Source organism: Thiocapsa sp. (assembly GCF_011390875.1).
Classification (GTDB): Bacteria; Pseudomonadota; Gammaproteobacteria; order Chromatiales; family Chromatiaceae; genus Thiocapsa.
The window spans coordinates 1-24,022 of sequence record NZ_JAABRP010000012.1 but is presented as its reverse complement, the minus strand read 5'-3'; the positions used below and the strand labels follow the sequence as shown (position 1 = coordinate 24,022).

The 24,022-nt window shown below is 63.5% G+C and carries 22 protein-coding genes and 1 tRNA gene; 10 read left to right on the top strand and 13 right to left on the bottom strand.

Annotated elements, in window-relative coordinates; genetic code table 11:
* Nucleotides 1–105 precede the first annotated feature (105 nt).
* The 8 genes from dnaJ to GPT33_RS01795 all read left to right on the top strand — a co-directional run bounded on the left by dnaJ (nt 106) and on the right by GPT33_RS01795 (nt 9,621).
* Nucleotides 106–1,236, top strand: coding sequence for a molecular chaperone DnaJ (gene dnaJ, locus GPT33_RS01830; protein ID WP_296805346.1), 1,131 nt, complete (start codon nt 106–108; stop codon nt 1,234–1,236).
* A 359-nt stretch (nt 1,237–1,595) separates the two neighbouring features.
* Nucleotides 1,596–2,411, top strand: coding sequence for a 4-hydroxy-tetrahydrodipicolinate reductase (dapB, locus tag GPT33_RS01825; RefSeq protein ID WP_296805344.1), 816 nt, complete (start codon nt 1,596–1,598; stop codon nt 2,409–2,411).
* A gap of 26 nt (nt 2,412–2,437) precedes the next feature.
* Entirely contained in the window at nt 2,438–4,861 is a 2,424-nt protein-coding gene (locus GPT33_RS01820; protein WP_296805342.1) for a fatty acid cis/trans isomerase, read from the top strand.
* A gap of 416 nt (nt 4,862–5,277) precedes the next feature.
* Nucleotides 5,278–6,036: a M48 family metallopeptidase gene (locus GPT33_RS01815; protein WP_296805340.1), complete on the top strand. Its 759-nt coding sequence runs from the start codon at nt 5,278–5,280 to the stop codon at nt 6,034–6,036.
* A gap of 7 nt (nt 6,037–6,043) precedes the next feature.
* Complete coding sequence (locus GPT33_RS01810; protein WP_296805338.1) at nt 6,044–7,210, top strand: lipocalin-like domain-containing protein; 1,167 nt, start codon at nt 6,044–6,046, stop codon at nt 7,208–7,210.
* A 60-nt stretch (nt 7,211–7,270) separates the two neighbouring features.
* Complete coding sequence (locus tag GPT33_RS01805) at nt 7,271–8,707, top strand: hypothetical protein (RefSeq protein ID WP_296805336.1); 1,437 nt, start codon at nt 7,271–7,273, stop codon at nt 8,705–8,707.
* 233 nt (nt 8,708–8,940) lie between these two features.
* Entirely contained in the window at nt 8,941–9,423 is a 483-nt protein-coding gene (locus tag GPT33_RS01800) for a hypothetical protein (RefSeq protein ID WP_296805334.1), read from the top strand.
* A gap of 121 nt (nt 9,424–9,544) precedes the next feature.
* A tRNA-Met gene (locus tag GPT33_RS01795) sits at nt 9,545–9,621 on the top strand.
* A gap of 529 nt (nt 9,622–10,150) precedes the next feature.
* Here GPT33_RS01795 and fusA read toward each other — a convergent pair.
* Nucleotides 10,151–12,196, bottom strand: a complete 2,046-nt coding sequence (gene fusA, locus GPT33_RS01790) for an elongation factor G (protein ID WP_296805332.1) — start codon at nt 12,194–12,196, stop codon at nt 10,151–10,153.
* A 527-nt stretch (nt 12,197–12,723) separates the two neighbouring features.
* On the opposite strand from fusA, the gene GPT33_RS01785 reads away from it, so the two are divergent.
* Nucleotides 12,724–13,197, top strand: a complete 474-nt coding sequence (locus GPT33_RS01785) for a YbhB/YbcL family Raf kinase inhibitor-like protein (RefSeq protein ID WP_296805330.1) — start codon at nt 12,724–12,726, stop codon at nt 13,195–13,197.
* Between the two features lie 197 nt (nt 13,198–13,394).
* Here GPT33_RS01785 and ccmI read toward each other — a convergent pair whose 3' ends face one another.
* The 11 genes from ccmI to GPT33_RS01730 all read right to left on the bottom strand — a co-directional run bounded on the left by ccmI (nt 13,395) and on the right by GPT33_RS01730 (nt 22,701).
* On the bottom strand, nt 13,395–14,726 hold the full coding sequence (gene ccmI / locus GPT33_RS01780) for a c-type cytochrome biogenesis protein CcmI (protein ID WP_296805328.1): 1,332 nt from the start codon (nt 14,724–14,726) through the stop codon (nt 13,395–13,397).
* Nucleotides 14,723–15,223: a cytochrome c-type biogenesis protein gene (locus tag GPT33_RS01775; RefSeq protein ID WP_296805326.1), complete on the bottom strand. Its 501-nt coding sequence runs from the start codon at nt 15,221–15,223 to the stop codon at nt 14,723–14,725. Before GPT33_RS01775 ends, ccmI begins: the two co-directional genes overlap by 4 nt.
* A complete protein-coding gene (locus GPT33_RS01770; RefSeq protein ID WP_296805324.1) occupies nt 15,220–15,810 on the bottom strand; it encodes a DsbE family thiol:disulfide interchange protein in 591 nt (196 codons plus the stop codon). The genes GPT33_RS01775 and GPT33_RS01770 overlap by 4 nt, the downstream gene beginning before the upstream one ends.
* Nucleotides 15,807–17,792 carry a heme lyase CcmF/NrfE family subunit gene (locus GPT33_RS01765; RefSeq protein ID WP_296805322.1) on the bottom strand — a complete coding sequence of 662 codons (1,986 nt, stop codon included), beginning with the start codon at nt 17,790–17,792 and terminating at the stop codon, nt 15,807–15,809. Before GPT33_RS01765 ends, GPT33_RS01770 begins: the two co-directional genes overlap by 4 nt.
* Nucleotides 17,792–18,259: a cytochrome c maturation protein CcmE gene (ccmE, locus tag GPT33_RS01760; RefSeq protein WP_296805320.1), complete on the bottom strand. Its 468-nt coding sequence runs from the start codon at nt 18,257–18,259 to the stop codon at nt 17,792–17,794. The genes GPT33_RS01765 and ccmE overlap by 1 nt, the downstream gene beginning before the upstream one ends.
* The gene (gene ccmD / locus GPT33_RS01755) at nt 18,256–18,426 is read right to left on the bottom strand and encodes a heme exporter protein CcmD (protein ID WP_093028827.1); all 171 of its coding nucleotides are present in this window, start codon (nt 18,424–18,426) and stop codon (nt 18,256–18,258) included. Before ccmD ends, ccmE begins: the two co-directional genes overlap by 4 nt.
* Nucleotides 18,423–19,181, bottom strand: a complete 759-nt coding sequence (gene ccsA, locus GPT33_RS01750) for a cytochrome c biogenesis protein CcsA (protein WP_296805318.1) — start codon at nt 19,179–19,181, stop codon at nt 18,423–18,425. The genes ccmD and ccsA overlap by 4 nt, the downstream gene beginning before the upstream one ends.
* Nucleotides 19,182–19,204: 23 nt before the next feature.
* Complete coding sequence (gene ccmB, locus GPT33_RS01745) at nt 19,205–19,876, bottom strand: heme exporter protein CcmB (RefSeq protein WP_093028831.1); 672 nt, start codon at nt 19,874–19,876, stop codon at nt 19,205–19,207.
* Nucleotides 19,877–19,882: 6 nt separating this feature from the next.
* Nucleotides 19,883–20,500 carry a cytochrome c biogenesis heme-transporting ATPase CcmA gene (gene ccmA, locus GPT33_RS01740; protein ID WP_296805315.1) on the bottom strand — a complete coding sequence of 206 codons (618 nt, stop codon included), beginning with the start codon at nt 20,498–20,500 and terminating at the stop codon, nt 19,883–19,885.
* A 236-nt stretch (nt 20,501–20,736) separates the two neighbouring features.
* A complete protein-coding gene (locus tag GPT33_RS01735; protein ID WP_296805313.1) occupies nt 20,737–21,564 on the bottom strand; it encodes a CpsB/CapC family capsule biosynthesis tyrosine phosphatase in 828 nt (275 codons plus the stop codon).
* A gap of 18 nt (nt 21,565–21,582) precedes the next feature.
* Nucleotides 21,583–22,701 carry an Sfum_1244 family protein gene (locus GPT33_RS01730; RefSeq protein WP_296805311.1) on the bottom strand — a complete coding sequence of 373 codons (1,119 nt, stop codon included), beginning with the start codon at nt 22,699–22,701 and terminating at the stop codon, nt 21,583–21,585.
* A gap of 129 nt (nt 22,702–22,830) precedes the next feature.
* Between GPT33_RS01730 and GPT33_RS01725 the strand changes: the two genes are divergently transcribed.
* A complete protein-coding gene (locus GPT33_RS01725; protein ID WP_296805309.1) occupies nt 22,831–23,385 on the top strand; it encodes a hypothetical protein in 555 nt (184 codons plus the stop codon).
* 149 nt (nt 23,386–23,534) lie between these two features.
* Here the strand turns inward: GPT33_RS01725 and GPT33_RS01720 are convergent.
* The coding region (locus GPT33_RS01720; protein ID WP_296805307.1) for a DMT family transporter at nt 23,535–24,022 on the bottom strand (488 nt) is incomplete at its 5' end.

Below are 24,022 nucleotides of genomic sequence, written 5' to 3'. Positions count from 1 at the left end.
ATGCCGCGCCATGCATCACGACCTCTTCCGCCGGGAGAGGCCGTTCCTGGAACACCATCGGTTATGACTCTCGCGGTTATGACTCTGGACGCGGTTTAGGATTCAATGGCAAAACGCGATTATTACGAGGTCTTGGGCGTCTCGCGCAACGCGAGCGAGGCCGACCTCAAGAAGGCTTTCCGCCGTCTGGCGATGAAGTATCACCCGGATCGCAACAGCGGGGATGCGGATACCGAGGCTAAATTCAAAGAGGCCAAGCTGGCGTACGACGTCCTGAGCGATCCGAAGAAGCGCTCGGCCTACGACCAGTTCGGCCATGCCGGCGTGGATGCCGGCGCGGGCGGGTTCGGCGGTCCCGGCGGGGACGGCGGGGCCTTCTCCGACATTTTCGGGGACGTCTTCGGGGACATCTTCGGCGGGCGCGCGGGCGCTCGACGCACGCAGCGCGGTGTCGATCTGCGCTATGACCTGTCACTCAGTCTCGAGGACGCGGTCAGCGGCAAAGAGGTTAAGTTCCGCATCCCGGTTCAGGTGGACTGTCAGTTCTGCGGAGGGACCGGCGCCAAGCCGGGCACCAAGCCCAAGACCTGCTCGACCTGCGGGGGCAGCGGCCAGGTGCGGATGCAGCAGGGCTTCTTCTCCATCCAGCAGACCTGTCCGACCTGTCGCGGGACGGGCAGCGTCATTGAAGAGGCCTGCAGCCATTGCCGGGGTCGGGGCCGGATCCAAGAGGAGAAGACCCTCTCGGTGCGAGTGCCTGCGGGCGTGGACACCGGCGACCGGATTCGTCTTGCCGGCGAAGGCGAGCGCGGCGAGCACGGGGGACCGCCCGGCGATCTGTATGTGCAGATTCAGGTCAAGGCGCACCCGATCTTCACCCGCGAGGACAGTCACCTGCACTGCGAGGTGCCGATCGGCTTCGTGACTGCAGCGCTCGGCGGCGAGCTCGAGGTCCCGACGCTCGACGGTAAGGTGATGCTCAAGATCCCGGCCGGTACGCAGACCGGCAAGATGTTTCGCGTGCGCGGCAAGGGCGTCAAGCCGGTCCGCGGCGGCGTGATCGGCGATCTCATTTGTCGCGTGACGGTCGAGACGCCGGTGAATCTCACCGAGCGCCAGAAGGAGCTGCTGCGCGAGTTCGAGGCGAGCATGCAGGAGGGCGGATCGCGGCACAGTCCTCAGTCGCATTCTTGGCTCGATAGCGTGAAGAGCTTTATCGACAAGATCGGGCTCTGAACCGCGTCCGGAGCTTCCTTGGTCGAGTCGAGTCTCGTGTCGGTCGTTTTCGCATCGATCGGCGTTCCAGTCGACGCGGTTCAGGAATTTTTTTTCGGGGCTATTTGCCGAAACTCCTCGGGGTCCGCGCGTCTAGTGCAGCACCGCGGAAGTCTCGATGCCGCCTCCCGGGTACGCCGACTTCAGTCGGCATCCGGGGAGGCGGACTTCAGTCCGCCGTTGATACAAGCGCGAATGGCCTCGGGAATTGCGCTGCGATGCGCTCGTTGGTCCGAGCTGAGAAGGCGCTGCGGCGAGCGGGCACTCATTCTGATTGATCGCCGTTTCCGCGATCGGTGACGAACACTTCAGGAGACATGATGCAACTCATCAGGATCGCCGTGGCCGGTGCGGGTGGGCGAATGGGCCGCACCCTGGTGCAGGCGGTGAACGAGACCGAGGGACTTGTTTTGGGCGCTGCAACCGAGCGGCCGGGTAGCTCGTTGCTCGGGGCGGATGCCGGCGAGCTTGCGGGGGTCGGGCGTCTGGACGTGTCGGTTGCGCCTGATTTGGCGGGGTGCTTGGACGACTTCGATGTCCTGATCGACTTTACCTCGCCTGCGGCGACGCTCGCGCATCTTGAGATCTGCCGCGCCGCCGGCAAATGCATGGTGATCGGAACGACCGGGCTCGACCAAGCGCAGCGCGACATGATCGCCGCGGCTGCTCGGGAGATCGGCATCGTCTTCGCGCCCAACATGAGCGTCGGCGTGAATCTTTGCTTCAAGCTGCTGGACATCGCCGCACGTGTTCTGGGTGACGAGGTCGACATCGAGATCATCGAGGCGCACCACCGTCACAAGGTCGACGCGCCCTCCGGGACTGCATTGCGCATGGGCGAGGTCATCGCCACGGCCTTGGGTCGGGATCTCGACGAGGTCGCCGTTTACGGGCGTGAAGGGCAAACCGGGCCGCGCGAGCGCCGCACCATCGGATTCGAGACCGTTCGGGCCGGGGACATCGTCGGCGAGCACAGTGTTTGGTTCGTCGCCGACGGCGAGCGGGTCGAGATCGCCCACAAGGCATCGAGCCGGATGAACTTCGCGCGGGGGGCCGTTCGGGCCTCAAGCTGGATCGGCGGGCGTGGGCCCGGGCTGTTCGACATGCAGGATGTCCTCGGGCTGCGGGAGCTCTAAGTCATTTCGCTTCGGAGGCATGTCGGATGCATTTCGACCTAGGAATCCGCGCCTTCATACAACGTTGTTCGGGTGTCGTCACCGTCGGCCTCGCAGCGATCGTCCTTGCCGTGCCGCTGCATGCCGCGGACCCGCAGGCAACCGCCCACGCGCCGAATGCCGATGCTTCGTTGGAATCCGTCGGCTCCGAGACGCCGCACTACAGCAGGCAAGTCCAACCCATTCTCGACCGACGTTGCATCGCCTGTCATGGCTGTCTGGGCTCGCCCTGCAACGTCAAGCTGGATTCCTTCCGCGGGGTCGACCGCGGCGGTTTCGGCCGAAACCCCTACTCGACGCGCCTGAGCGCGGATCCGCGCACCGATATGGACGCCGCCGATTCCACGGCAGAATGGCGGGATCGCGGCTTCTACCCCATCCTGGCGCGCACCGAGTCGGTGCAGGACAATCTCGACGACTCCATCCTCTACCGGATGATCGACGCCGGCAGGAGGCACAACGGCCCCGGCTTCTCGCGGGAGTCCGTGGATCCGTTTCGGCTGCAACGTTTCGCGGCGACCTGTCCGTCGACGGCCGAGTCGCTCGCGGCCAGGCTGCAGGAGCACCCCGGTCTGGGGATGCCCTTCGGCCTGCCGGCGCTCGCGGAGGATGACTTTGCGATCTTGCGAGACTGGATCGCACGGGGCTCGCCCGGTCCGACCGAGACGGAGGAGGCGCAAGCGAAAAAGGTCGCCAACCCGACGGCCGTCGCCGCGTGGGAGTCCTTCTTCAACGGCTCGGATCCCCGCCAAGCGCTGGTCAGTCGCTTCATCTTCGAGCATGTCTTTCTGGCCACCATCGTTCTCGAGGACAGTCCGGGGGATCGCTTCCGCTTGGTGCGCTCCCGCACCCCGCCCGCAGGGGTTTTGGACGACGCTCAAGGCGGTCGCCGGGTGGAGATCACGCCGATCGATCTCATCTCCACGGCACTCCCGTACGGCGATCCCGGCGTCGAGCGCTTCTGGTACAGGCTGGAGAAGCTGACCGCGGCGCCGGTGCAGAAGAGCCTCTTCGTCTGGCGCCTCGCCCCGACCGACATCGCGCATCTGAGCACGCTCTTTCTGGCGCCGGATTGGGCCTCGGATGGAGATCTCGATCCACCTTGGGACATCGGCAATCCCTTTCGCGTCTTTGCGGCGATTCCGGCCGAATCCCGCTATCGCTTCTTGCTCGAGAACTCCGAGGTCATCGTTGGCGGGATCACCTACGGGCCGGTCTGCAACGGTCAGATCGCAACCTACGCGGTCAAGGATCAGTTCTGGGTCTTCTTCCTGGATCCGGCTTACGACATCTCGGTGCGGGATCCGAGCCTGGGTCTCGACGGTTGGGATCTCTTCATGGACCGTTCGCTCGTCGGAAACGCCGAATATCTGGATGCCTACGCCAAGACCCGGGCACGGCTCGATCCGGACGGCTGGTCTCTCGACGCGATCTGGGACGGCGAGGGCGAGAACCGCAACGCCTGGTTGACCGTGCTGCGCCACGAGACCAATGTCTCGGTACTCCAGGGTGCGCAGGGCGGCATGCCGCAGACCTTCTGGTTGATGGGCTACAGCGGGATGGAGCGTCTCTACTACGACACCGTGGCCAGCTTCGAATATTGGGCCGGCGACGGACCGAAGCTCGAGACGCTGCTGTTCTTCAACATGCTGCGCCAAGAATTCGAGGACGGGTTCCTCGGGCTGCTGCCGCGCGATGAGCGCGAGCGGATCCGCCACCAATGGACGCGCGGCATCGGCTCCGTCGCCCTGAGCCTGATCCCGTTCGAGACTGCGGACCAGCCCACGCGGGTCGATGTCCGCGGGCCGGATCCGCTCCTCGACTTGGTCGAGCAGATCGCGCAACGCCTCGGGCCGCGCATCAGCGGTCTTCCGGATCGGCTGAATCCGCGCGTCAAGCCCGAGCTCGCTGCCGATGCCCCCATCAGGGACTTCGATGACTGGGAAGTGGCCGTCTCCACGCTGACAGCCATTCAGGGGCAGGGCTTCGTGAGGGAGATGCCGAGCGTCTTGGTGCTCAGATTGAATCGCGCAGAGGGTCCGCCGCAGGATCGCCATCGGGTCTATTCGTTGGTGGCGAACCGGGTTTACAAGTCCCAGTACACTCTGATGTTCCAGAACGGACAGGCGCTCCCGGACGAGGACACCCTGAGTGTCTATCCGACCCTGGTCAACGGCTTCCCGAACCTCTTCATTGATCTGGATATTGCTGATGCGAGCCGTTTTCTGACGGATCTGCGCGCCGTTCAGAGCAAAGACGACTGGAATCGGTTCGCCGCGCGCTATGGGATCCTGCGCGACAGCGCGCGTTTCTGGCCCTTCTACGATTGGATCAACCGCTGGAATGTCGGGAACCGCGGCGATGCCGCCGGCTGGCTCGACCTGAGCTACTACGACGCGCCCGAGACCTGACGGGGCGCCGGTACAAGCACCTAAACCGCGCCCGGTGCGATATGCGTCATTTGGTGGAATGGCTTGGCCGCGCCAGCCTCGACGACTGTCGGAGCTGGCGCGGTTTAAAGTCTTAAAAAATATTAAATTCTAAACCGCGTCTCACCGGGGTCGAGGACATCTCCGAAGCCAAACGCAAAATGAAAACGACGCATCTCGCTCCGGACGCGGTTTAGTTCGGTCGAAGCCTCTGGTGTGCCGAGCGGCATGCCCCCACGTTCGCCGTCATGCAAAGACAAAGCCGTACCCAAGCCTATCATCAACCCTGCTCGATCCTCGGTTGGTTTGTTTGCCCGAGACCTCGCCGGAGCCCCCGTGCATCTGCGCTCGCGGTGGCACCGCCGCGCGAGACGTCGCGGTGGCGGCGCCTGCTGGCCGTGTCCGGCGTTCTCTTGACGGTTGCAGGTTGCGCCACGGCACCCGAGACCGGCCGACGCCAAGTCCTGCTGATCGACAGCGCTCAAGAGGCCCAACTGGGTCTTCAATCGTTTCAAAAGATCAAGCGGGACACGCCCGTGTCGCGAGACCGCCAAGCCAATGCCCAGCTCCAATCCGTCGGCAGGCGCATCGCGAGCGTCGTGAACATCCCGCATGCCGACTGGGAGTTCGTCCTGTTCGAGTCGGACGAGCCCAACGCCTTCGCGCTGCCCGGCGGCAAGATCGGCGTCAACACCGGCATCCTGGCGATCACCCAGACGGAGGCCGGACTCGCCACCGTCATCGCACACGAGATCGCCCATGTGACCGCCCGCCACGGGGCGGAACGGATGTCCCAGGACATGCTCGTGCAGGTGGGTGGAACCGCACTGACCGCGGCGCTCGGCAGCCAGTCGTCGGTCACCCGAGATCTGGCCATGCAGGCCTACGGTATCGGCACGGAGGTTGGCGTCATGCTTCCCTATTCACGCACCCAGGAGCTCGAGGCCGACCGTGTCGGGCTGCTCTATATGGCGCGAGCCGGTTTCGACCCGACCGAAGCGGTCGGATTCTGGGAGCGCTTTCAGGCCGAGAATCGGGGCACCGGAACCCGTAACCCGGAGTTTCTGAGCACGCATCCGCTCGACGATGCCCGAATCGCACAGATCCAGCGGTTCCTCCCGCAGGCGATCGCCGAATATGAAGCGGCACGGCGTTGATGCGGTCATGAAGCCGCTTCTGATCCTCGTCAGTCTGTTGGTTCTGCTCGCGGGTCTGGTCTCCCTGTGGACCCTCGGCTCGCGGGCGCCCGACGCGATTCCGGGGCCTTCGGTGGACGCCCTGCTCGATCTCGATTTCGGCGCAGAGGGCTTTACCGAAGTTGCCGCGGACAGGCCAGTGCGCTTCCCGGCGGATCATGGCGCCCATCCGGAGTATCGCGGGGAGCTTTGGAATCTGTTCGGGCAGCTCAACGACGCGCAGGGCGGACGTTATGACTTCCAATTCAGCCTGACACGCGTGGCGCTGGCTGCGAATCCGTCCAGCCGTGCGTCCGAGTGGGCGGCCAACGCGATCTACCGCGGCCGACTCACACTCATCCGGTCGGGCGAGACCGGGGTGCGATCGGCCGAGCGGTTGACGCGTGCTGCGCTGGGCCTCGCCGGATCCGGCTCGCAGCCCATATCGGTTTGGATCGAGGATTGGTCTCTGTCGAACCCCGACGGCGTGCCGGAACGGCCGCGAATGCGTCTGGTCGCGGGCGGCGACGGGCCGGCGCTCGCCTTGGATCTGGATGCGGGCAAGCCACCCATCCCATTTTCCGATTTGGGGCTCCTGGGCGGGGATGTCGGCGGGCCGGGGTTTCAGGCGTATCTACTCCCGCGCATGGCGGCCGCCGGCACCCTGACACTGGACGGCGAGACCCGGTCTGTGGAGGGTCAGGTCTGGCTCGATCATGCTTGGGGTACGCTTCCGACCGGAGGGGGGCAGATCGGTTTGAACCGATTCGCCATCCAGCTCGACCGGGACCGCGAGCTGGTGTGTCTGCAACTGCGTCGCGAAGACGGCACGGGGACGCCCATCCCCGCCTGCGCCTTGATCCTTGCCGACGGGCGCGTGGAGAGCTTCCGGCGCCGCGAGATCCGGCTCGAGCCGTTCGAGCGCTGGCTCAGCCCCCGCACCGGGGTACGTTACCCGGTGGCCTGGCGGTTGAGCATCCCGTTCTTGGAGCTCGAGCTGGAGATCGTGCCGCTGGCGCGGGATCAAGAGGCCGACGACGCGGTCCGACTCTGGAGCGGCGCGGTTCACGCCAAGGGTCGTCTAGGCGGAGAGGCTATCGCCGGAAACGGGCGGATCGAGACCACGGCCGAGTTGGCTGCGCCGTCCGGGATCTGAGCGCGTCGCCCTTTCAAACCAACCCGATCTTCACAGGCGGGTCATCCCAACCGGGTCATTATGGTATTCGACATCCGTTATCCGTTGTTTCACGCCCTTCTGATCCTGCCGACGCTGGTCTTGTTCGGCTGCGATCGAGATCCGACCGGGAAAGACGGCGTCTTCAAGGCCGAGGTCGGGGAGATCCCGGCATCGCCCCAGCGTCCGGGTGATCCCGACACGGGTTACGACGCGCTCCTCAACCGCTCGGTCGTCACCTGCGGTCTACCTTACGGTGCCTATCTCAAGACCCGAGGTGCCGCACAGGATGCGGGTCCGCAGTTCCCGGGCCGCACGGGACGCAACGCCGAGCTACCCTACATGTTGACCTCTTATGTGGCGGCTTCCGGTGTCGAGATCGTGACTTCGAATTGTCTGGCTTGCCATGCGTCGACCTTCAACGGCGAGTTGGTCATGGGCCTGGGGAACGCATTTCTCGATCTGACCGTCGATCCCTTGATTGGGATCGAGGCTGCCGCCGCGCTGGTCGAGGATGGACCCGAGGCGACGGAGTGGCGGCGCTGGGCCGATCGGATCGGTGCGATCGCCGACTACATGATGACGGACACTGTCGGCGTGAATTCCGCGAATAACCTGACCCTGGCCTTAATGGCCCACCGCGACCCGGAGACGCTTGCATGGTCCGACTCGCCTCTGATCGAGCCGCCGCCGCAGACACCGCTCCCGGTGAGTGTTCCGCCTTGGTGGAACATGGGCAAAAAGCACGCGATGTTCTACAACGGCGAAGGACGCGGCGACCATGTCCGCTACATGATCCTCGCCTCGACCACCTGCACTGATTCGGTCGAGGAGGCCGCGGAGATCGATGCCTGGTTCGTCGATGTGCGTGCCTTTCTGGCAAGCCTGCAGCCCCCCGAGTACCCCTTCGCGGTTGATCGGGCGCTCGCCGAACGCGGTGGGGCGGTCTTCGAGAAGACCTGCAAGGAGTGTCACGGGACCTACGGCGAGACACCGACCTATCCGAATCGCGTCATCGCGCTCGGCAAGGTCGAGACCGACCCCGAGCTCGCGCGCAAGGGTTTCAGCGATGCGGACCGCTTCCTGAAGTGGTTCGGACGGTCCTTCTACGGCGAACTGTCTCAGGCCGCACCGGCGCTGGGCTATGTCGCGCCGCCGCTTGACGGGGTCTGGGCGACCGCGCCATACCTGCACAACGGTTCGGTGCCGACGATTGCAGCCCTGCTTGACAGCCGATCGCGCCCGACCTTCTGGCGGTTTGAGAGGGAAGGGGATGACCGGCCCGTATATGATGAACTCGCCCTCGGCTGGACCTATCGGGCGTTGGACAGCGGCAAAGCCGGTGCCATGAGTTGGGATGAGCGCAACCACATCTACGACACCAGTCTTCCCGGCTACGGCAATCAGGGCCACACCTTCGGCGACGATCTGACCGACCCCGAGCGTCTGGCCCTGCTCGAGTATCTCAAGACCCTTTAAACCGCGCCCCGCGCTGTATGGGATGTTTTTGGGTGGGATCGGTCCCGGCAGACTTGACGACCGTTGGAGTCGGCGCGGTTTAAGATATTAGAAAATATATTATTTTAAACTGCGTCTCCGCTAAGGGTCGTGGATGCACCAAACGTCGAGCGCACTCGAAAACGAGCATCTCGCTCTGGATGCGGTTTAGCCCATCGGAACACTTTCACCACAATAGAAAGAGGACAACGCAGATGATTCGAACGACAAGCGTCCCCGTGATCTTGGTTGCCGCCCTCCTGACCGGCCCGCTGCCGGTCCTTGCCGGCGACGACGAGCATGATCTCGGACTGGTGACGTGGATGGGGCGCCTCCAGTATTACACGCACAAGCTCGGCCTCTCCGTCGACGCCGGAAATAAGCCGCTTATCGCCTACTACATTCATGAGGTGGAAGAGGTCATCGAGGCGATCGAGGACATCGACGAAGCCGACGGCGTACCGATCGGCGAGCTCGTCAAAGAGATCCTCGAGCCGACCGTCGAGAGCCTTGAGGCGTCCTTCGAGTCAGGCGACGAGTTGCGTGTCGATGCCGATTACAATCGGCTGCTCGGTGCCTGCAACCAGTGCCACGAGAAAGCCAACCGTCCCTATCTCATCGTCGAGCGACGTCACGACAATCCCTACATGCAACGCTTCAAGCCGAGCCGAGCGGTAGCCTCGCCCGCGGCCGAGTGAGCCGCAGCCGGCTCACTCATCGAGCCGGCGGGTTGCGGGCAAATAGTGGAGGTTCGATTCGGATCGACGATCAAAAGGGCTTGCGCTTTCAGCCCCTCTCCTGTAATCTTGTCGACTCAGTTGCGGGGTGGAGCAGTCAGGCAGCTCGTCGGGCTCATAACCCGAAGGTCGTAGGTTCAAATCCTGCCCCCGCTACCAAATGAAAAGGGCTTACGGTTAATCGCCGCAAGCCCTTTTTTATTGCGTCGGCTCCATGTCACCATGATGTCGCCAAAGGTCCAAGATGCGGATTAATGCGCGTCCAGAGCGAGATGCTCACTTTCGAATGAGCTCGACGATTGTTGCATCCGCTGCCCTTAGCGGGGACGCGATTTAAAATAGTATATTTTTTAATCTCTTAAACAGCGCCTGCTCCAGCGGTCGTGAAATCCGCCGGGGCCGATCCCACCCAAAAACGTCGCATACCGCACTGGGCGCGGTTTGATCTCTCCGCGCTCCAGCCGAGCCAAGGAGGATTGCTGCTCCTTCAGCCAGGCGCTCGTGTGCTGTGGTACGTGGCGCAGAGCGCCATGGAGCATGCGTGACACCGCGGAGCGGGTTTTACGAGCTCCTCGAGGTTGGAGTGGTCGGTCGTTCTAGTGCAAGACGAGACTGCGGGTAGGTCCCGAGTCTCGATTCTCGCAGTGGAACACGGACCGACGTCGAGCGCCGGTCCGTGCGGGGCGGGTCAGTCTTCCGCGCGCTGGTAGGCGTCGGCGAGCTGTTTCTGGATGTTGGCAGGCACCGTGTCGTAGTGGCTCAGCTCGATGCTGTAGGTGCCTTCACCGCCGGTTAGTGCCTTCAGGCGTGCATCGTAGCCGTTGAGCTCCGCGAGCGGGACCTCGCCCTCGATGACGATCCGACCGCGGCTCTTGCTGTCGCTGCCGTTGATCCGGCCGCGGCGGCTGGAGAGGTCGCCTGCGAGGTCGCCCATCGCGGTGCCTTGGGCCGTAATCCGGATCTTCACGATGGGCTCAAGCAGTGCCGGACGGGCCTTCTCGACCGCCTCGATGAACGCCTTGCGCCCTGCCGTCGAGAAGGCGATGTCTTTGGAGTCGACGGGGTGGAACTTACCGTCGTAGACCGTGACGCGAATGTCGTGCATCGGAAATCCGGCAATCGCGCCTTCCTCGAGGACCTGCCGCACGCCTTTTTCGATCGAGGGGATGAAGTTGTTGGGGATCACGCCGCCGACGACGGCATCGACGAACTCGAAGCCGGCGCCGCGCTCCATGGGCTCGACGCGAAGATAGACCTCGCCGAACTGTCCGGCACCGCCGGTTTGTTTCTTGTGGCGATGGTGTCCCTCGGCGGGGGCCGTGATGGTTTCGCGGTAAGGGATGCTCGGCGGATGGCTCTCGACCTCGACGTGATACTGCTCCGAGAGCCGGCGCAAGAGCACGCGCAGATGCAGCTCTCCAAGTCCGCGCATGACCGTCTCGTTCGCGGCGGCGTTGTGCTCGACATGGAAGCAGGGGTCTTCGGATTCGAGCTTGTGCAGGGCGTCGGTCAGCTTCTGCTCATCGCCGCGTTTGGTCGGGTGGATCGCGAGACCGAACAGCGGAACCGGGCACTCCAGGCTCGAGAGGTGGAAATTGTCTTCCTCGTGCGAGTCGTGCAGCACGGCGTCGAAATGGATGTCGTCGATGCGCGATACCGCCAGGATATCGCCGGGAACACCTTCGGGGACCTCGATCTGCTCGGCGCCGTGGAGTCGATACAGATGGTTGACCTTGAACGGCTTGCGCGCGTCGCCGATGAAGAGCTGGCTTTGCGCCGTGATGCGTCCCTGATGGATACGGAAGATCCCGAGCTTGCCGCGGAAGGGATCGTTGATGATCTTGAAGACATGCGCAATGGCATGCTTGGCGGGATCGGGATCGACGGTGACCGGACTCATGTCGGCACCTTCGCCCTTGAGGAAGGGCGGGGGATTGCCTTCCGAGGGATTCGGCATGAGGCGCGTGATGATCTCGACCAGTTCAGCGATGCCGGCCCCGGTCTCCGCAGACACGTAACAGATCGGGATCAGGTGGGCCTCGCGCAGCGCCGCCTCGAAAGGGTCGTGGAGTTGCTCGGCCTTGAGCTCTTGACCCTGTTCGAGATAGATCTCCATCAGGGCTTCGTCGACCTCGACCACCTGGTCGATGATCCGGCTATGGGCTTCGGCGACGGATGAAAAGTCGGCGCCCTCGCCGCTCGGCTGGAAGAAGCAGTCGATAACTCGTTTGCCGCCTTCGGCAGGCAGGTTGATCGGGAGGCATTCGGCGCCGAAGGTCTCGCGGATTTGATCGGTCAGTTGGGCTAGATCGACCTCGGGCGCGTCGATCTGATTGACGATGATCATCCGGCAGAGGTTTCGGTTATCGGCTGCCTTCATCATCCGCAGGGTCATCGGCTCGATCCCGGACTGCGCGTTGATGACGATCGCGGCGGTCTCGACGGCCGGCAGGACCGAAATGGAGCGTCCCAGGAAATCCGGATAACCGGGGGTGTCGATGAGGTTGACGTGTTTATCGTGTGCGTCGAAGCTGGTGATAGAGGCGTCCAGGGAGTGGAGCAGCTCCTTTTCCATCGGATCGAAGTCGCAAACCGTGGTTCCCTTGGTCACGCTGCCGGGTGTCGAGATCACTCCGGTCGCGGCGAGCAGCGCTTCGACCAGCGTGGTCTTGCCGGATCCGGCGTGACCGACCAGGGCAATGTTGCGGACGTCCTCGGCGTTGTAATCAGACATCGGTGATCCTGTTGTGGCGTTTGGGTGAGGTGCGGGGCGTTGTTCGGCTTCCCGTCGAGGTGTATTGACGGGGCGAAATTATACCGTAACTCGGGTGTCACCCTGATTGGGGATCGGGCCGAATTCGCGTCTCGGCCTGTCGCGGATCAATTCGCAGCTGTGGTGTCGGGTCGATGTGCGAGCGGCGAAGGGGCTCCAGCGGATCCATATCGTGCCCGATGTGCGGGTGCGATTCGCAATCCGGATCCGCAGGCAAAAAAAGGCGGCCGTTCGGCCGCCGAAGGACGCACAGCTATTGGAGGAAAAGCGATCTCGAGGTGACCGTATCCGCTTGTCCGGACGAATCGATCTCTGGGCCCGAGTGTCTGTATTCGCGCTATCCTAAAAAAGGGGTCCGAGAGCGTGGGGTTGACCTGCGTCATCGAGCGCTTTCTGCTCGGTTAAAACGCCATGGCCCGAATCGCTGTCGAAACGAGACGACGGGGCGTCGATGCCCCATAGGTTAGCACATCTGTGGAGACGTAAAGATGTCAATGGTTCTGAAATCGGACGCTTTTGTCGACGGAGCGCCCATCCCGGCGCGCTACACCTGCGAGGGCGAGGACATCTCGCCGCCTCTGTCTTGGGCGAGTCTTCCCGAAGGTACCGCTAGCCTGGTCTTGATCGTCGATGATCCGGATGCCCCGGATCCCGCGGCTCCGCGGATGGTCTGGGATCATTGGATCCTCTATAACCTGCCGCCCGATGCGATGCTTGCCGAGGGAATGACTTCCGGTCGTCTCCCCGCCGGGACCGGTGAAGGGATCAACAGTTGGGGTCGGATCGGCTATGGCGGACCTTGCCCGCCGATCGGCTGTCACCGCTATTTCCATTGTCTTTACGCGCTCGACGTCCGCCTGCCGAGCGAGTTGGGGACCCCGACCAAGGACGAGCTCCTGCTCGCCATGGACGACCATATCCTCGGCCGTACCGAGCTGGTCGGCATCTACGAGAAGCGTTAAACGTTAAACCGCGTCTTGGAGGGACACGCGAGGGTGTCAGGTCGGCGATGCGTCGCGGCGACACCAAAGGGATGCAGCGGACGCGGTTTAAGTGAATTTTTTATTTTTCTAAACCGCGCCTGCTAAGATGTCTTTGGGTCGATACGACGTCGAGTCAATGCGCGACCGGCGCTTGTCGCGCCGGGCGCGGTTTAGGTTTAGGGCCTGATACGGTCGATGACGACGGCGACTTGGGTCTTTCCGGCGCTGTCGATCGGCCCGCTTTCGCCTTCGAGGTCGCCGGGTTGCGGTGTCGCTTGGCCGCTCTTGGCCACGCGTGCGCCGATCATCACCTGCGGAAAGGCGGAGAGCCTCATCTCGGGCATCATCGCCATACTGTCGTCGAGCGTGACACGGGTCGGCAGGTCCTTGACCTGGACGCGCTGAACGGCGAGCGGCATGGGCGGGCCGGCGACGGCGCGTGCGAAGACGAACACGATATCGTCGGGAGCGGCACCGGCCGAGACGGCTTGATCGAGGCTGACGTCGGCGGTGACCGATGCCCCGGCGGCGGGCTCAGGCGCAGCGGGCGATTCGGCCTGCGCCTGCTGTGCTGCGGCGGGTTCGGTAGGCTCTGTGGCGGCGGGCGCGGGAGGGGCGACTGCTGCAGTCGAGGGTGCGCCCGCACGCGTCTGCGCCTCCGTGATCATCTCGCGCATGTCTGCGGCGTCGTCAGACGCGGGGTCCATCTCGTCGAGGATGCGCTGCCAAGCCGTTGCCGCGGCAGTGTACTGCCCGCGCTGGTAGTAGAGCATCCCGGCAAGCCAGCGGGCGCTCATGTTGTCCGGGTCGGCGTTCAGGACCTGGTCGATCAGGGCGGCCGGCTCCCCTTCCAGGCTGTTGTTGCTGTTGGCGGCCAAGGCTTCCGCATAGGCCAGCATCACATCCGGGCGCTCCGGTGCCAAGGCATAGGCCTTCGAGACGGCGTCCAGTGCCTGTTCGGGGCGGCGCATGGTGAAATAGGTGCGACCGATCATCAACCATCCGTCGACGTTGTTCGGGTCTTCGGCCAGCCTCTCCTCCAGACGCTGGACCAAGACCTCGAGCGGCGGGAGCTCCTCTCCGTCGGGTCCGACCAGCGTCTGCTGTGTCTCGCCGCTCAGGGCGACGCCTTCGATGCGGTCGATGATCTCGCGATGGCCGATCTCGTTGTAGATCAGCACCGCCGCTGTCGGCACCGCCACCGCCAACACGATCGCCATCCAACGGCCGCCGGAGGCGCCGCGACGCTCGGACGCCGCGAGCTCGCCCGGGATGTCGCGCAGCAGATCGCGTTCCAGATCGCGGCGTGCCGCGGTGTACTGGTCTTGTTCCAGAAAGCCACCGGCAAGGTCGGCATCCAGCTCTTGTAGACGCTGCTTGAAGACCGTGAGGTTCAGCTCGTCCTGCTCGGGTGCCTCGGTCGCTTTCTCGGGCTGCAGCAGCGGCAGGGCGACAAAAAACAACGCCAGGCCCATGAGCCCGGCGGTCAAAATCCAGAAGATGATCATTTGATGTGTTCTTGTTTGTCGCCGCCGGCGGCGAGCAGTCGTTGAAGACGGGCGCGTTCGGCCTCGGTGAGGTCCTCTTCGGGTTCGTCCTTCTTGCGTCCGAGCGTGCGGAACAGCAGGTAGCCGCCCACGCCGAGGAAGATGAAGGGCCCGAACCAGAGGATGTAGGTCGATGGCTTGATCGGAGGCTCGTAGAGCACGAAGTCGCCGTAGCGATCCACAAGGAAGGTCACGATCTCCTCGTCGCTTTGACCTTCAAGCATCATGCGATAGACCTCTTCGCGAAGGTCCTGCGCAACGCCGGCCTGCGAGCCGGCGAGCGACTCGTTTTGGCAGACCAGGCAGCGCAGCTTGGCGATCAGGTCGCGAAACGCCTCGTGTTGGCCGGGTTGCTCGAACTTGAACTCTTCGAGCGTATAGGCGGATAGATTCCCGAACGCCAGGGTGCCGGCGAGCAGGGCGAGGCTTAAAGACAGCTTGCGGACGCGATGAATCATGATGACTGAGGTCTGTACTGCTCGACGATCGGGCGGATCGTGGTTTCCCAGACGTTGCGGTCGACCGGCCCGATGTGCTTGTAACGGATGATGCCCTCGCCGTCGACCACGAAGGTCTCGGGAGCGCCGTAGACGCCCCAGTGCAGGCCGTAGCGGTTGTCCGGATCGTAGGCGCTGACCACGTAGGGATTACCGTAACGCCTGAGCATCTCGAGCGCCTCGGGTCTCGTGTCCTTCCAGTTGAATCCGACGACCTGGACATCGTTGTTGCGCGCGATATGCATCAGCTCGCCATGCTCCTGACGGCATGACGGGCACCAAGAGGCCCAGACATTCACCAACGAGACCTTCCCCATGAGGATCTCGTTGGTGACCGTTCGGCTCGGGTCCTCCAGCGACTCGAGCTCGAACACGGGTGCAGGCTTGTTCACGAGCGGCGAGGGGACCTTGCGGGGATCCAGCTGCAGGCCGTAGAACAGCAGCGCGGCCAGCGCCATAAAGATGACGAGCGGGATAAGCGCGCGCCTCTTCGCCTTTGTCGCCGCCTTGGTCGCCGCCGTTGTCGCTGGGGGGGTAGTCGCCGTCATGAGCGTGTCGCCAGTGCACCGGCCGGGACATCCGCCGTCTGCCGCACCGTGCGGTAACGCCGATCGGCCATCGCCAAGAGACCACCCAGTGCCATCAGGATCGCGCCGAGCCAGATCCAGCGCACGAAGGGTTTGTAGTAGACCCGCAGCGCCCAGTCTCCGTCCGTTCCCACGGGCTCGCCGAGCGAAACGTAGAGGTCACGCAGGAAGCCGGCGTTGATGGCCGCTTCGGTCATCGGCATGCCGCCCGAGAAGTACGAGCGCTTCTCCGGATAGAGCACGGCGATCTGTCGTTCGTCTTTGGAGACGATGAATTCACCCTGCTGCGCCAGGTAGTTTGGCCCGGTGACCGCCTGTACCCCGTTGAACTGGAAACGATAGCCCGAGTCCTCGTGAACGTCGCCCGGCGACATCCGCACGTCGGTCTCGGAGCCGTGGATCGACACCATCGTGACGCCGACGATGAATACCGCAATCCCGACATGCGCCGTCCACATGCCGTAGTAGCTGAGGTTGCGGGCGCTAAAATCGGCCGCCAACCCCTGGAAACCACCTTTGTTCTTCAACCGCTCGGCGAGTGAGATCAGGTGCGTGCCGACCAGCCAAGCGCTCATGCTCAGACCGAAGGCCATCGCGAGACCGCCGTCCTCGAAGATCGGCTGCAGGGCCACGATGAAGACAGCGATACCGAGCGCAAGGGCGATCCAAAGCGAGCGCACCAGACGCATCGGATCGTCGTGTTTCCAGCGGGTTAGGGGTCCGATGCCCATCGCCACGATGAGGAAGGGCGAGAGCGACACGAACATCTTGTTGAACCAAGGGAAGCCGACCGAGATCTTGCCCCAGCCGGCGGCCTCGTAGATCAGCGGGGCGAGGGTGCCGAACAAGACCAGGACGGTGAGTGTCGCGAAGAGCAGGTTGTTGACCAGCAGGAAGCTCTCGCGCGAGAGGACGTCAAAGCGACCGCCGCCGGCGATGGTCGGCGCACGCCAGGCATAGAGCGCCAGCGAGCCGCCGATCACGACACAGAGGAAGATCAGAATGAAAGTGCCGCGGGCCGGGTCGGTCGCGAAGGCATGCACCGAGGTTAAGACACCCGAGCGCACCAGGAAGGTTCCGAGCAGAGACAGGGAGAAGGCCGAGATGGCAAGCAGCACGGTCCAGCTCTTAAAGGCCGCGCGTTTCTCGGTCACGGCAAGCGAATGGATCAGCGCCGTACCCACCAGCCAGGGCATGAAAGAGGCGTTCTCGACCGGATCCCAGAACCACCAGCCGCCCCAGCCAAGCTCGTAGTAGGCCCACCAGGAGCCCAAGGCGATACCGATGGTTAGAAAGCCCCATGCCGCAGTAGTCCAGGGCCGCGACCAGCGCGCCCAGGCCGAGTCCAGCTTGCCGCCGATCAGTGCCGCGATTGCGAAGGCGAAGGCGACCGAGAAGCCGACATAGCCCATGTAGAGCATCGGCGGATGGATCGCCAAACCGAAGTCCTGCAGCAGCGGATTCAGGTCGCGGCCCTCGAGCGGTGCCGGGAAGAGCCTGTCGAAGGGATTTGATGTCAGCAGCATGAACAGCAGGAAGCCGATTGCCACCATGCCGAGCACCGAGACGACGCGAGCCACCATCGGCAAAGGCAAATTCTTGCTGAAGGCCGCGACCGCTGCGCCCCATCCGGCCAACATCAGGGCCCACAGCAGCAAGGACCCTTCATGACCGCCCCAGATCGCCGAGACCTTGTAGATGATCGGCATCAGGGTGTTGGAGTGACCCGCGACATATTCGACCGAGAAATCGTCGGTTACAAAGGCATGCAGGAGTGCGACGAAGGCGATCGCGATGAAGGTCAGCTGGCCGCGGGCGAGCGGTCGAGCCATCTCCATCCAACGGCGGTTTCCGACGAAGCTGCCGAGCAGCGGGACGGATGCCTGCGCAATCGTGATGACGAGGGCGAGAACAAGCGCGAAGTGACCGATCTCGGGGACCATCAGTTGGAGGCTCCGCGGGCGCCCATCGACTCTACGATGCCTTCTACATGGGCGGTTTGGAGTGTGTCGGCGACCTCGGGCGGCATGTATTCCTCATCATGCTTGGCGAGGACTTCTTCGGCGTAAAAGACGCCGTCCGCACCGAGTCGACCCTTGGTCACCACCCCTTGGCCCTCGCTGAAGAGGTCGGGAAGGATCCCGGTGTAGGCGACCGTCACCGTCTCGGCGTTGTCGGTCACGTCGAATTTGACCGTCAAGCCGTCTTCCTGGCGTGCCACGGTTCCAGGTGTCACCAAGCCCCCGAGCCGGAAGACGTGTTCGGCCGGGGCCTCGCTGGCCATCACCTGAGACGGACTGAAAAAGTACGAGATGTTGCTGTTGAGTGCACTCAAGGCCAAGGCGGAGGCCGCGCCGACACCGACGATGGCGAGGCCGACGAACACCAAACGTTTCTGTCTTGCTTTCATTGATTCACTCCAGAGTCGCGCATCCGGATCAATCGACCAAGACGGGCCAAAATGGTTCGCCGTTGAGCGCGCAATTGAAGAATTTCCGCCACGAGCAGCACCAGCACCATGCCGTAGGCGCCCCACACGAAAAAGGCGTAACCGCCTTGAGAGAAGAACTCGCTCATGCTCGTCCGCCCTTGACAAGAAGCTCCTGGACCCAGGTGTTGTCGGCCTCGCGGGTCAGGATGATGCTGCGCAGGCGCATCAGTGTAGTCGCGAAGGAGTACATCCAGAACCCGAAGGTTACGGCCAGCATCGAAAAGAGGATGTTGCCCTCGATCTGCGTGAGGTTGGATCTCTGATGGAGCGCGGCACATTGGTTCGGATCCGGACAGTTCACGGACCAGAAGATGAGCGGGACCATCACCAGTCCGACGATCGCCAGGAGGGCTGCAGCCCGGTCGGCACGGCGCGTGTCGTCGATCGCCGAGTGCAGCGCGATATAGCCGATATACATAAAAAAGAGAATCAGCTCCGTCGTGAGGCGAGGATCCCAGTCCCAGTAGGTGCCCCAGCTGGGACGCCCCCAAAAGGCCCCGGTCCAGAGCGCCAGGAAGGTGAAGATGGCCCCCGTCGGTGCGACGGCGTTGGCCATCATGAACGACAGGCGCGTGTTGAACACCAACCCGATCGCCGCCCAGCACACCATCACGACATAGAGCCACATCGACATCCAGGCGGCCGGGACGTGGATAAAGATGATGCGGTAGTACTCCTTCTGCGCATTACTTCCGCCGAGCTGGTCGGGCGTCTGGAAAAACCCCCAGTAGAGGCCGACCAACAAACAGACCCCGGTCAGGATCCAAAATACCGGAATCAGTCGTCCCGCAAGCGGATAGAAGGAGGCCGGAGCGGCAAATCTAAACCAGTTCGAAGCCATTGGTGAAGGGGTCTTCCCTCGGATTATTCGATTGAAATCTTAAGCGCTGCCGACGATGCCAGCGGCGCGAACGTCAGTGCGGCGACTAAAAACGCCCCGAGCAGGGCGAGATAGGGCCGCGTGTCCGCCATATCGATGCCGCTTGCGGTCACCGCCCCGGCCCCGTAGACCAACACCGGGATATAGAGCGGCAGGATCAACAAGGATAAGAGAATCCCGCCGCCGCGCAGGCCCAGGGTCAGAGCCGCACCGATTGCCCCGATCAGACTCAGCACGGGTGTGCCGAGCAAGAGGGCGACCATCATGATCAGGATCGCGTCATCCGAGAGATGGTACTGCATGCCGACCAGCGGGGCGATGAGGACCAGCGGCAACCCGGTCAGCAACCAATGTGCCGTGATCTTGGCCAACACCAGCAACGACAAGGGCTGCGCGGTCAAGACCATCTGCTCAAGCGTGCCGTCCTCGTAGTCTGCCGCGAACAGGCGCTCCAACGCCAACATCGAGGCCAGCAGGGCCGCCACCCAAACCACCCCGGGGCCGAGGATCTGCAGGATCTGGCGCTCGGTGCCCACACCCAAGGGAAATAGGCTCACCACGATGATGAAGAAGAAGAGGGTGGTCAAGACGTCCGTGCGTCGCCGCAGGGCCAGCGTGAGATCACGCAGCAGAACGCACCAGAAGACACGCAGCACGGCCGGTCAGCTCCCGAGGTGAAGGCGTTCGACCTGACCGGAGGTCAGGCCGACCTCCTGGTGAGTCGTCAGGACGACGATGCCCCCATGCGCCACATGCTCGGCGATCAGGGTCTCCAGCAGATCCACGGCGCCGACGTCCAATGCGGTGAAGGGTTCGTCGAGGACCCAGAGCGGCGCGTTGCTGAGGATCAGCCGCGCCAAGGCCACGCGCTTCTTCTGCCCCTGCGAGAGCATGCGCGTGGGTAGATCCTCGAAACCGACAAGACCGATCCGTGCCAGCGCAGCCCAGATCGCGGACTCGTCCACGCGATCACCGTCCAAGGTTGCGGCCACACGGAGATTCTCGATACCCGTCAGGTCGGCCTTGATGCCGTTCAAATGGCCGAAGTAGAGCAGATCGCGCCGATAATCCTCGCCGAGCCGACGTGTCGACTCGCCGTTCCAGCGGATCTCGCCGGAGTCCGGCGTGAACAGCCCACACAGGGAGCGCAGGAGCGTCGTTTTGCCGCTGCCGTTCGCGCCTCGCACGTGCAGAAGTGTCCCCCCCGCAACGGCGAAGTCCAAGCCGGAGAACAGCATGCGGTCGCCCCGCCGGCATTCGAGCTGTGTCACCTCTAACATAGAAACGAAGGGGTTCCCTGGAAGAATCCGAACGCGCAGGTCGCGCGATCGCTTCGCGGATCTTGTCGAAATCCGCTCGTTATCGGTCGCAGGCCGAGGCCGGCGAGCAACCATATACGCTAGGTCGGAATTCCACAACCGCCCGGGCGCAGTCCCGGTGTCCCGGAAGACCCCTGCGGCCGGGCGAGTCGGTGCGTCGGCTGCGCTTGCGTGGACGACCGTTGCGCAGCGCAAGCTCACCGCGCTCGACGCTGCCAGGGCAAAAAGCGCAGCCAGTCGCCTCCGAGCGGCGTCGTGTCGGCGCGCATGCACGGCGGCAGCGCCAGCAGATCCGTGCCTTCGAGCAGGCGTCGCGGATTGTCCAGTGTCAATAGGGTCGCCGCGTCCTCTCCCAGCCACTCTGCGACGCAGGCACGGGCCACGGATAGCGTATCCGGACTGCGCCCCGTCGGGCGATGGGCGTCCGAGGCAACCAGATGCACCCATCCCAGCTCCAGCCAGCGCCGACTGAGACGTTGCAGGCGCTCGCCGAAATCACCGCTGCAGCTTTGCGCGGTGAGCTGGATCTTGCAGCCCCAATCAATCCATTCAGCCAGACGATTCGGGTGTCGCGCGAGCACGAGATTACGCTCGGGGTGGGCGATGACAGGTGTGATGCCGTGCCTCAGGAGTTGCCCGAGGATGACTTCGGAACCCCGCGGAACAGTGTTCTTCGGAAGTTCGACGAGTGCGGCCTTGCCACGATCGTTGTAGGTCAGGGCACTGCCGTCGAGCACGCGACTCGGCAACTCCGGGACGAGATGTATCTCCGCGCCCGGAAAAAGACCAAGCGGGATGTCCGCGTCGGCCAGGCGTTGCCTCAGGTCAGCCAAGGCGTGCAGGACAAGGCTGCCGGGATTCTTGTAGACCCCGTTCAGGTGATGAGGGGTGCAAACGATGCCGCTGGCTCCACCGACGACGGCTGCCCTGGCCATGTCGATCGCGGTCTCGAAGGTGTGGGCCCCGTCGTCGAGGCCGGGGAGGATGTGGCAATGGACATCGATCACTGCGGGTTCCTGTCCCATGGGTTCCTTGCGCGGGTGTTAGAGTCGATTGGCTTCGACCAGATGCCTGATCGCATCCGGGACACCATCGGGTCTCTCGGCCCGGCTCCCACCAGGGCTTGCACCAGGGCTCGCATCGCGGATCTCGTGAGCGGTCTCGGCGCCGTGTCGTCGGTAGAGCGTGAGCATCGCCTCGGCGACTCGCTCCCAATGGGCGCGGCCTTGAACCGCAATTCGCGCGAATGCGTCTGTCGCGTCGGTCTCCAACCACGTCGCATAGGCTCCGTTCAGCGCCGGGAAGAGATGCAGACGCATGCCGGTCAAGGTGCCGATGTAGAAGTGGAGCGAGGCCGGCTCGCCCGCCTCGGCCAGCGCCGGAAGGGTCACGAGACAATCGGCGAGGTGATCGCGCACCGCACGGGCCATCAGCTCGGCCGGCGTATTGGCGAGCGACGACAACATTGCGTTCCAATCCTCTCCAAGCCGTTCTCCGGCCTCGTACTCGCCTTGCTCGTGCAGCAGCAGCACCTTGATCTCGCGCTCGGTCATGGCGTCGAGTGACGGTTCGAGTGCACCCTCGAAGTCGTAGCAGGCGAAGGCGCGTCCGAGCGCGTTGTCCGGGCGATGCCAGCGCCAGCCTTCGAGCTTTTCCCAGAGGTAGCGTCGCAGAGACTCGCGCCGTACGAAGATGGTTCGACCCAGGATCATCGCCGGCGGCGCGGTCAGATCACGGGCATACTCGTCGGCGACCACGAAGACCGAATAGCCTTCGCTCGAGCGGCGTTGCTCGAGTGCACCGAGGACGAAGTGCGGCTTGGCCCGGTTGCCGAGCCCGCCGCTGTAGACCAGACCGAGCGGGGCGAGTCGGCTGTTGATCGCCTCCGCGTCGAAGGGGTCGTAGCGCTGGCCGTCGATCTCGATGGGCCGCAACTGCGCCTCTTCGAGCTCCTCCCAGAGCTGCTCGCGCGCTTGGAGCCATTCGCCGACTTGCTCGCGCTCCAAGGACGCACCATAAGGGAGGTGCTTTTCCCAGCGAAAGTATTCCCGCATCTTCATTAGGTAGATGCAGAGCGAGTCATCGGCGCCGTGGCGTGCATCCGAGACGTGACAGTTGTACTGCACGGCCTTGGCCAGCACGCTGATTGCAGGATTCGGCATCTGTACACCTCGAGCCGGAAGGGTCTTTTTTCTGAGTAGAATAATAGGACATCAAGCTAACAGCTTCGCTCCGCCCTGCCAATCTCGGGGCGGTGTCGGTCCAAACAAGTCGCGAAACAGGAGTCGAACGTGGCATTACGTATCAAAAGTCATTGGTGGAACGACGATCAGGAGCGCTCGCTCCCGGAGATCGCGAGCGCGCTGGCCTTCATCGCCTGGCGCATCGCCCTGGACAAGGCGATCAATCTGCACTGTGAGCGCTTTGTCTACGAGAGCGATCGTCAGCGCCTGGATGTGATCGAGGAGTACCTGGTCTTTCTGATCCAGATCGCGGATCGCATGTCGCACGGCGTCTTGAAGGACGAGGAACGCCGCACGCTGATCACCGCCTTCGCGAAGAAGGTCTTCGAGCATGTGCAGGACAATACGCAGGATCTGCTCGGACCGGGCGACTACGGCGGACCCTTCATCGCCCGGCTCAACGCGCGCTCGGGCGAGTATGCCGACTACCAATTCGACGGCGAGGGTCCGAGCTACGCGTTCCTGCGCCATCTCGGCTTCGAGATCCAATCCCTGATGGGCCCGAGCGAGGAGAACCGCTGGGTGATCGATCAGGTCATGGACAAGGACGGATGGGATGCTTACAAGCGCTTCTCCAAGGCATTCCGCGACCTGTTCGAGTGAGCCTGGCGTAGGTCGGAAGAGGCGCGCGGCAAGACCCGGACTTTAGACCCCCTTTAAGACTCCCTTTAGATTCAAAGGTCTTTCGCGCCGTAACCCACCTCGGCGGTTCGGCGCGAGGTCGAATGTCGGGTTACGGGCGCTAACCCGAACTACCGCGACCTACGCGGGGCCGTGATTCGAGCGTGCGGGGTACCGCGGCGCTCCAGCTGGGTGACCAGGATGCCGCAGAGGATGAGACCGAGCGCGTAGAGGTGGTTCGGCTCGGGCTCCTCGCCGAGGAAGAGCATCCCGACGCCGACCGCCCACAACGGGATCAGGTAGTTCAGCTGAGAGACGAACGACGGTCCGGCGGACTTCACCAGTCTGAAATAGACGATGGTCGCGATTGCGGTCGCAAAGATGCCGAGGAGCGCGACGGCGATCAGGTGCGGTGTGTCCGGGACGATCTGTAATCCGCCACGCCCGGCGACATCCCCGGTCATGAAAAGGATCGGCACCATCATCAGCGATGCCAGCGAGATGGTGGACGCCGCGCTGAAAAGCGCGTCGCTCGCCGGGCGAAGCCGCGCCAGGATCGAGGAGACGGCGTAGCTGATCGCCCCGCCGAGCACTGCGAGCATCGGCAGCAGGTGCCCTT

What these genes read in the sequence shown, in the direction of transcription:
- dnaJ (WP_296805346.1), top strand. Translation starts at nt 106, where the DNA reads ATGGCAAAACGCGATTATTACGAGGTCTTGGGCGTCTCGCGCAACGCG.
- dapB (WP_296805344.1), top strand. Translation starts at nt 1,596, where the DNA reads ATGCAACTCATCAGGATCGCCGTGGCCGGTGCGGGTGGGCGAATGGGC.
- GPT33_RS01820 (WP_296805342.1), top strand. Translation starts at nt 2,438, where the DNA reads ATGCATTTCGACCTAGGAATCCGCGCCTTCATACAACGTTGTTCGGGT.
- GPT33_RS01810 (WP_296805338.1), top strand. Translation starts at nt 6,044, where the DNA reads ATGAAGCCGCTTCTGATCCTCGTCAGTCTGTTGGTTCTGCTCGCGGGT.
- GPT33_RS01805 (WP_296805336.1), top strand. Translation starts at nt 7,271, where the DNA reads ATGGTATTCGACATCCGTTATCCGTTGTTTCACGCCCTTCTGATCCTG.
- GPT33_RS01800 (WP_296805334.1), top strand. Translation starts at nt 8,941, where the DNA reads ATGATTCGAACGACAAGCGTCCCCGTGATCTTGGTTGCCGCCCTCCTG.
- fusA (WP_296805332.1), bottom strand. Translation starts at nt 12,196, where the DNA reads ATGTCTGATTACAACGCCGAGGACGTCCGCAACATTGCCCTGGTCGGT.
- GPT33_RS01785 (WP_296805330.1), top strand. Translation starts at nt 12,724, where the DNA reads ATGTCAATGGTTCTGAAATCGGACGCTTTTGTCGACGGAGCGCCCATC.
- ccmI (WP_296805328.1), bottom strand. Translation starts at nt 14,726, where the DNA reads ATGATCATCTTCTGGATTTTGACCGCCGGGCTCATGGGCCTGGCGTTG.
- GPT33_RS01775 (WP_296805326.1), bottom strand. Translation starts at nt 15,223, where the DNA reads ATGATTCATCGCGTCCGCAAGCTGTCTTTAAGCCTCGCCCTGCTCGCC.
- GPT33_RS01770 (WP_296805324.1), bottom strand. Translation starts at nt 15,810, where the DNA reads ATGACGGCGACTACCCCCCCAGCGACAACGGCGGCGACCAAGGCGGCG.
- GPT33_RS01765 (WP_296805322.1), bottom strand. Translation starts at nt 17,792, where the DNA reads ATGGTCCCCGAGATCGGTCACTTCGCGCTTGTTCTCGCCCTCGTCATC.
- ccmE (WP_296805320.1), bottom strand. Translation starts at nt 18,259, where the DNA reads ATGAAAGCAAGACAGAAACGTTTGGTGTTCGTCGGCCTCGCCATCGTC.
- ccmD (WP_093028827.1), bottom strand. Translation starts at nt 18,426, where the DNA reads ATGAGCGAGTTCTTCTCTCAAGGCGGTTACGCCTTTTTCGTGTGGGGC.
- ccsA (WP_296805318.1), bottom strand. Translation starts at nt 19,181, where the DNA reads ATGGCTTCGAACTGGTTTAGATTTGCCGCTCCGGCCTCCTTCTATCCG.
- ccmA (WP_296805315.1), bottom strand. Translation starts at nt 20,500, where the DNA reads ATGTTAGAGGTGACACAGCTCGAATGCCGGCGGGGCGACCGCATGCTG.
- GPT33_RS01735 (WP_296805313.1), bottom strand. Translation starts at nt 21,564, where the DNA reads ATGGGACAGGAACCCGCAGTGATCGATGTCCATTGCCACATCCTCCCC.
- GPT33_RS01730 (WP_296805311.1), bottom strand. Translation starts at nt 22,701, where the DNA reads ATGCCGAATCCTGCAATCAGCGTGCTGGCCAAGGCCGTGCAGTACAAC.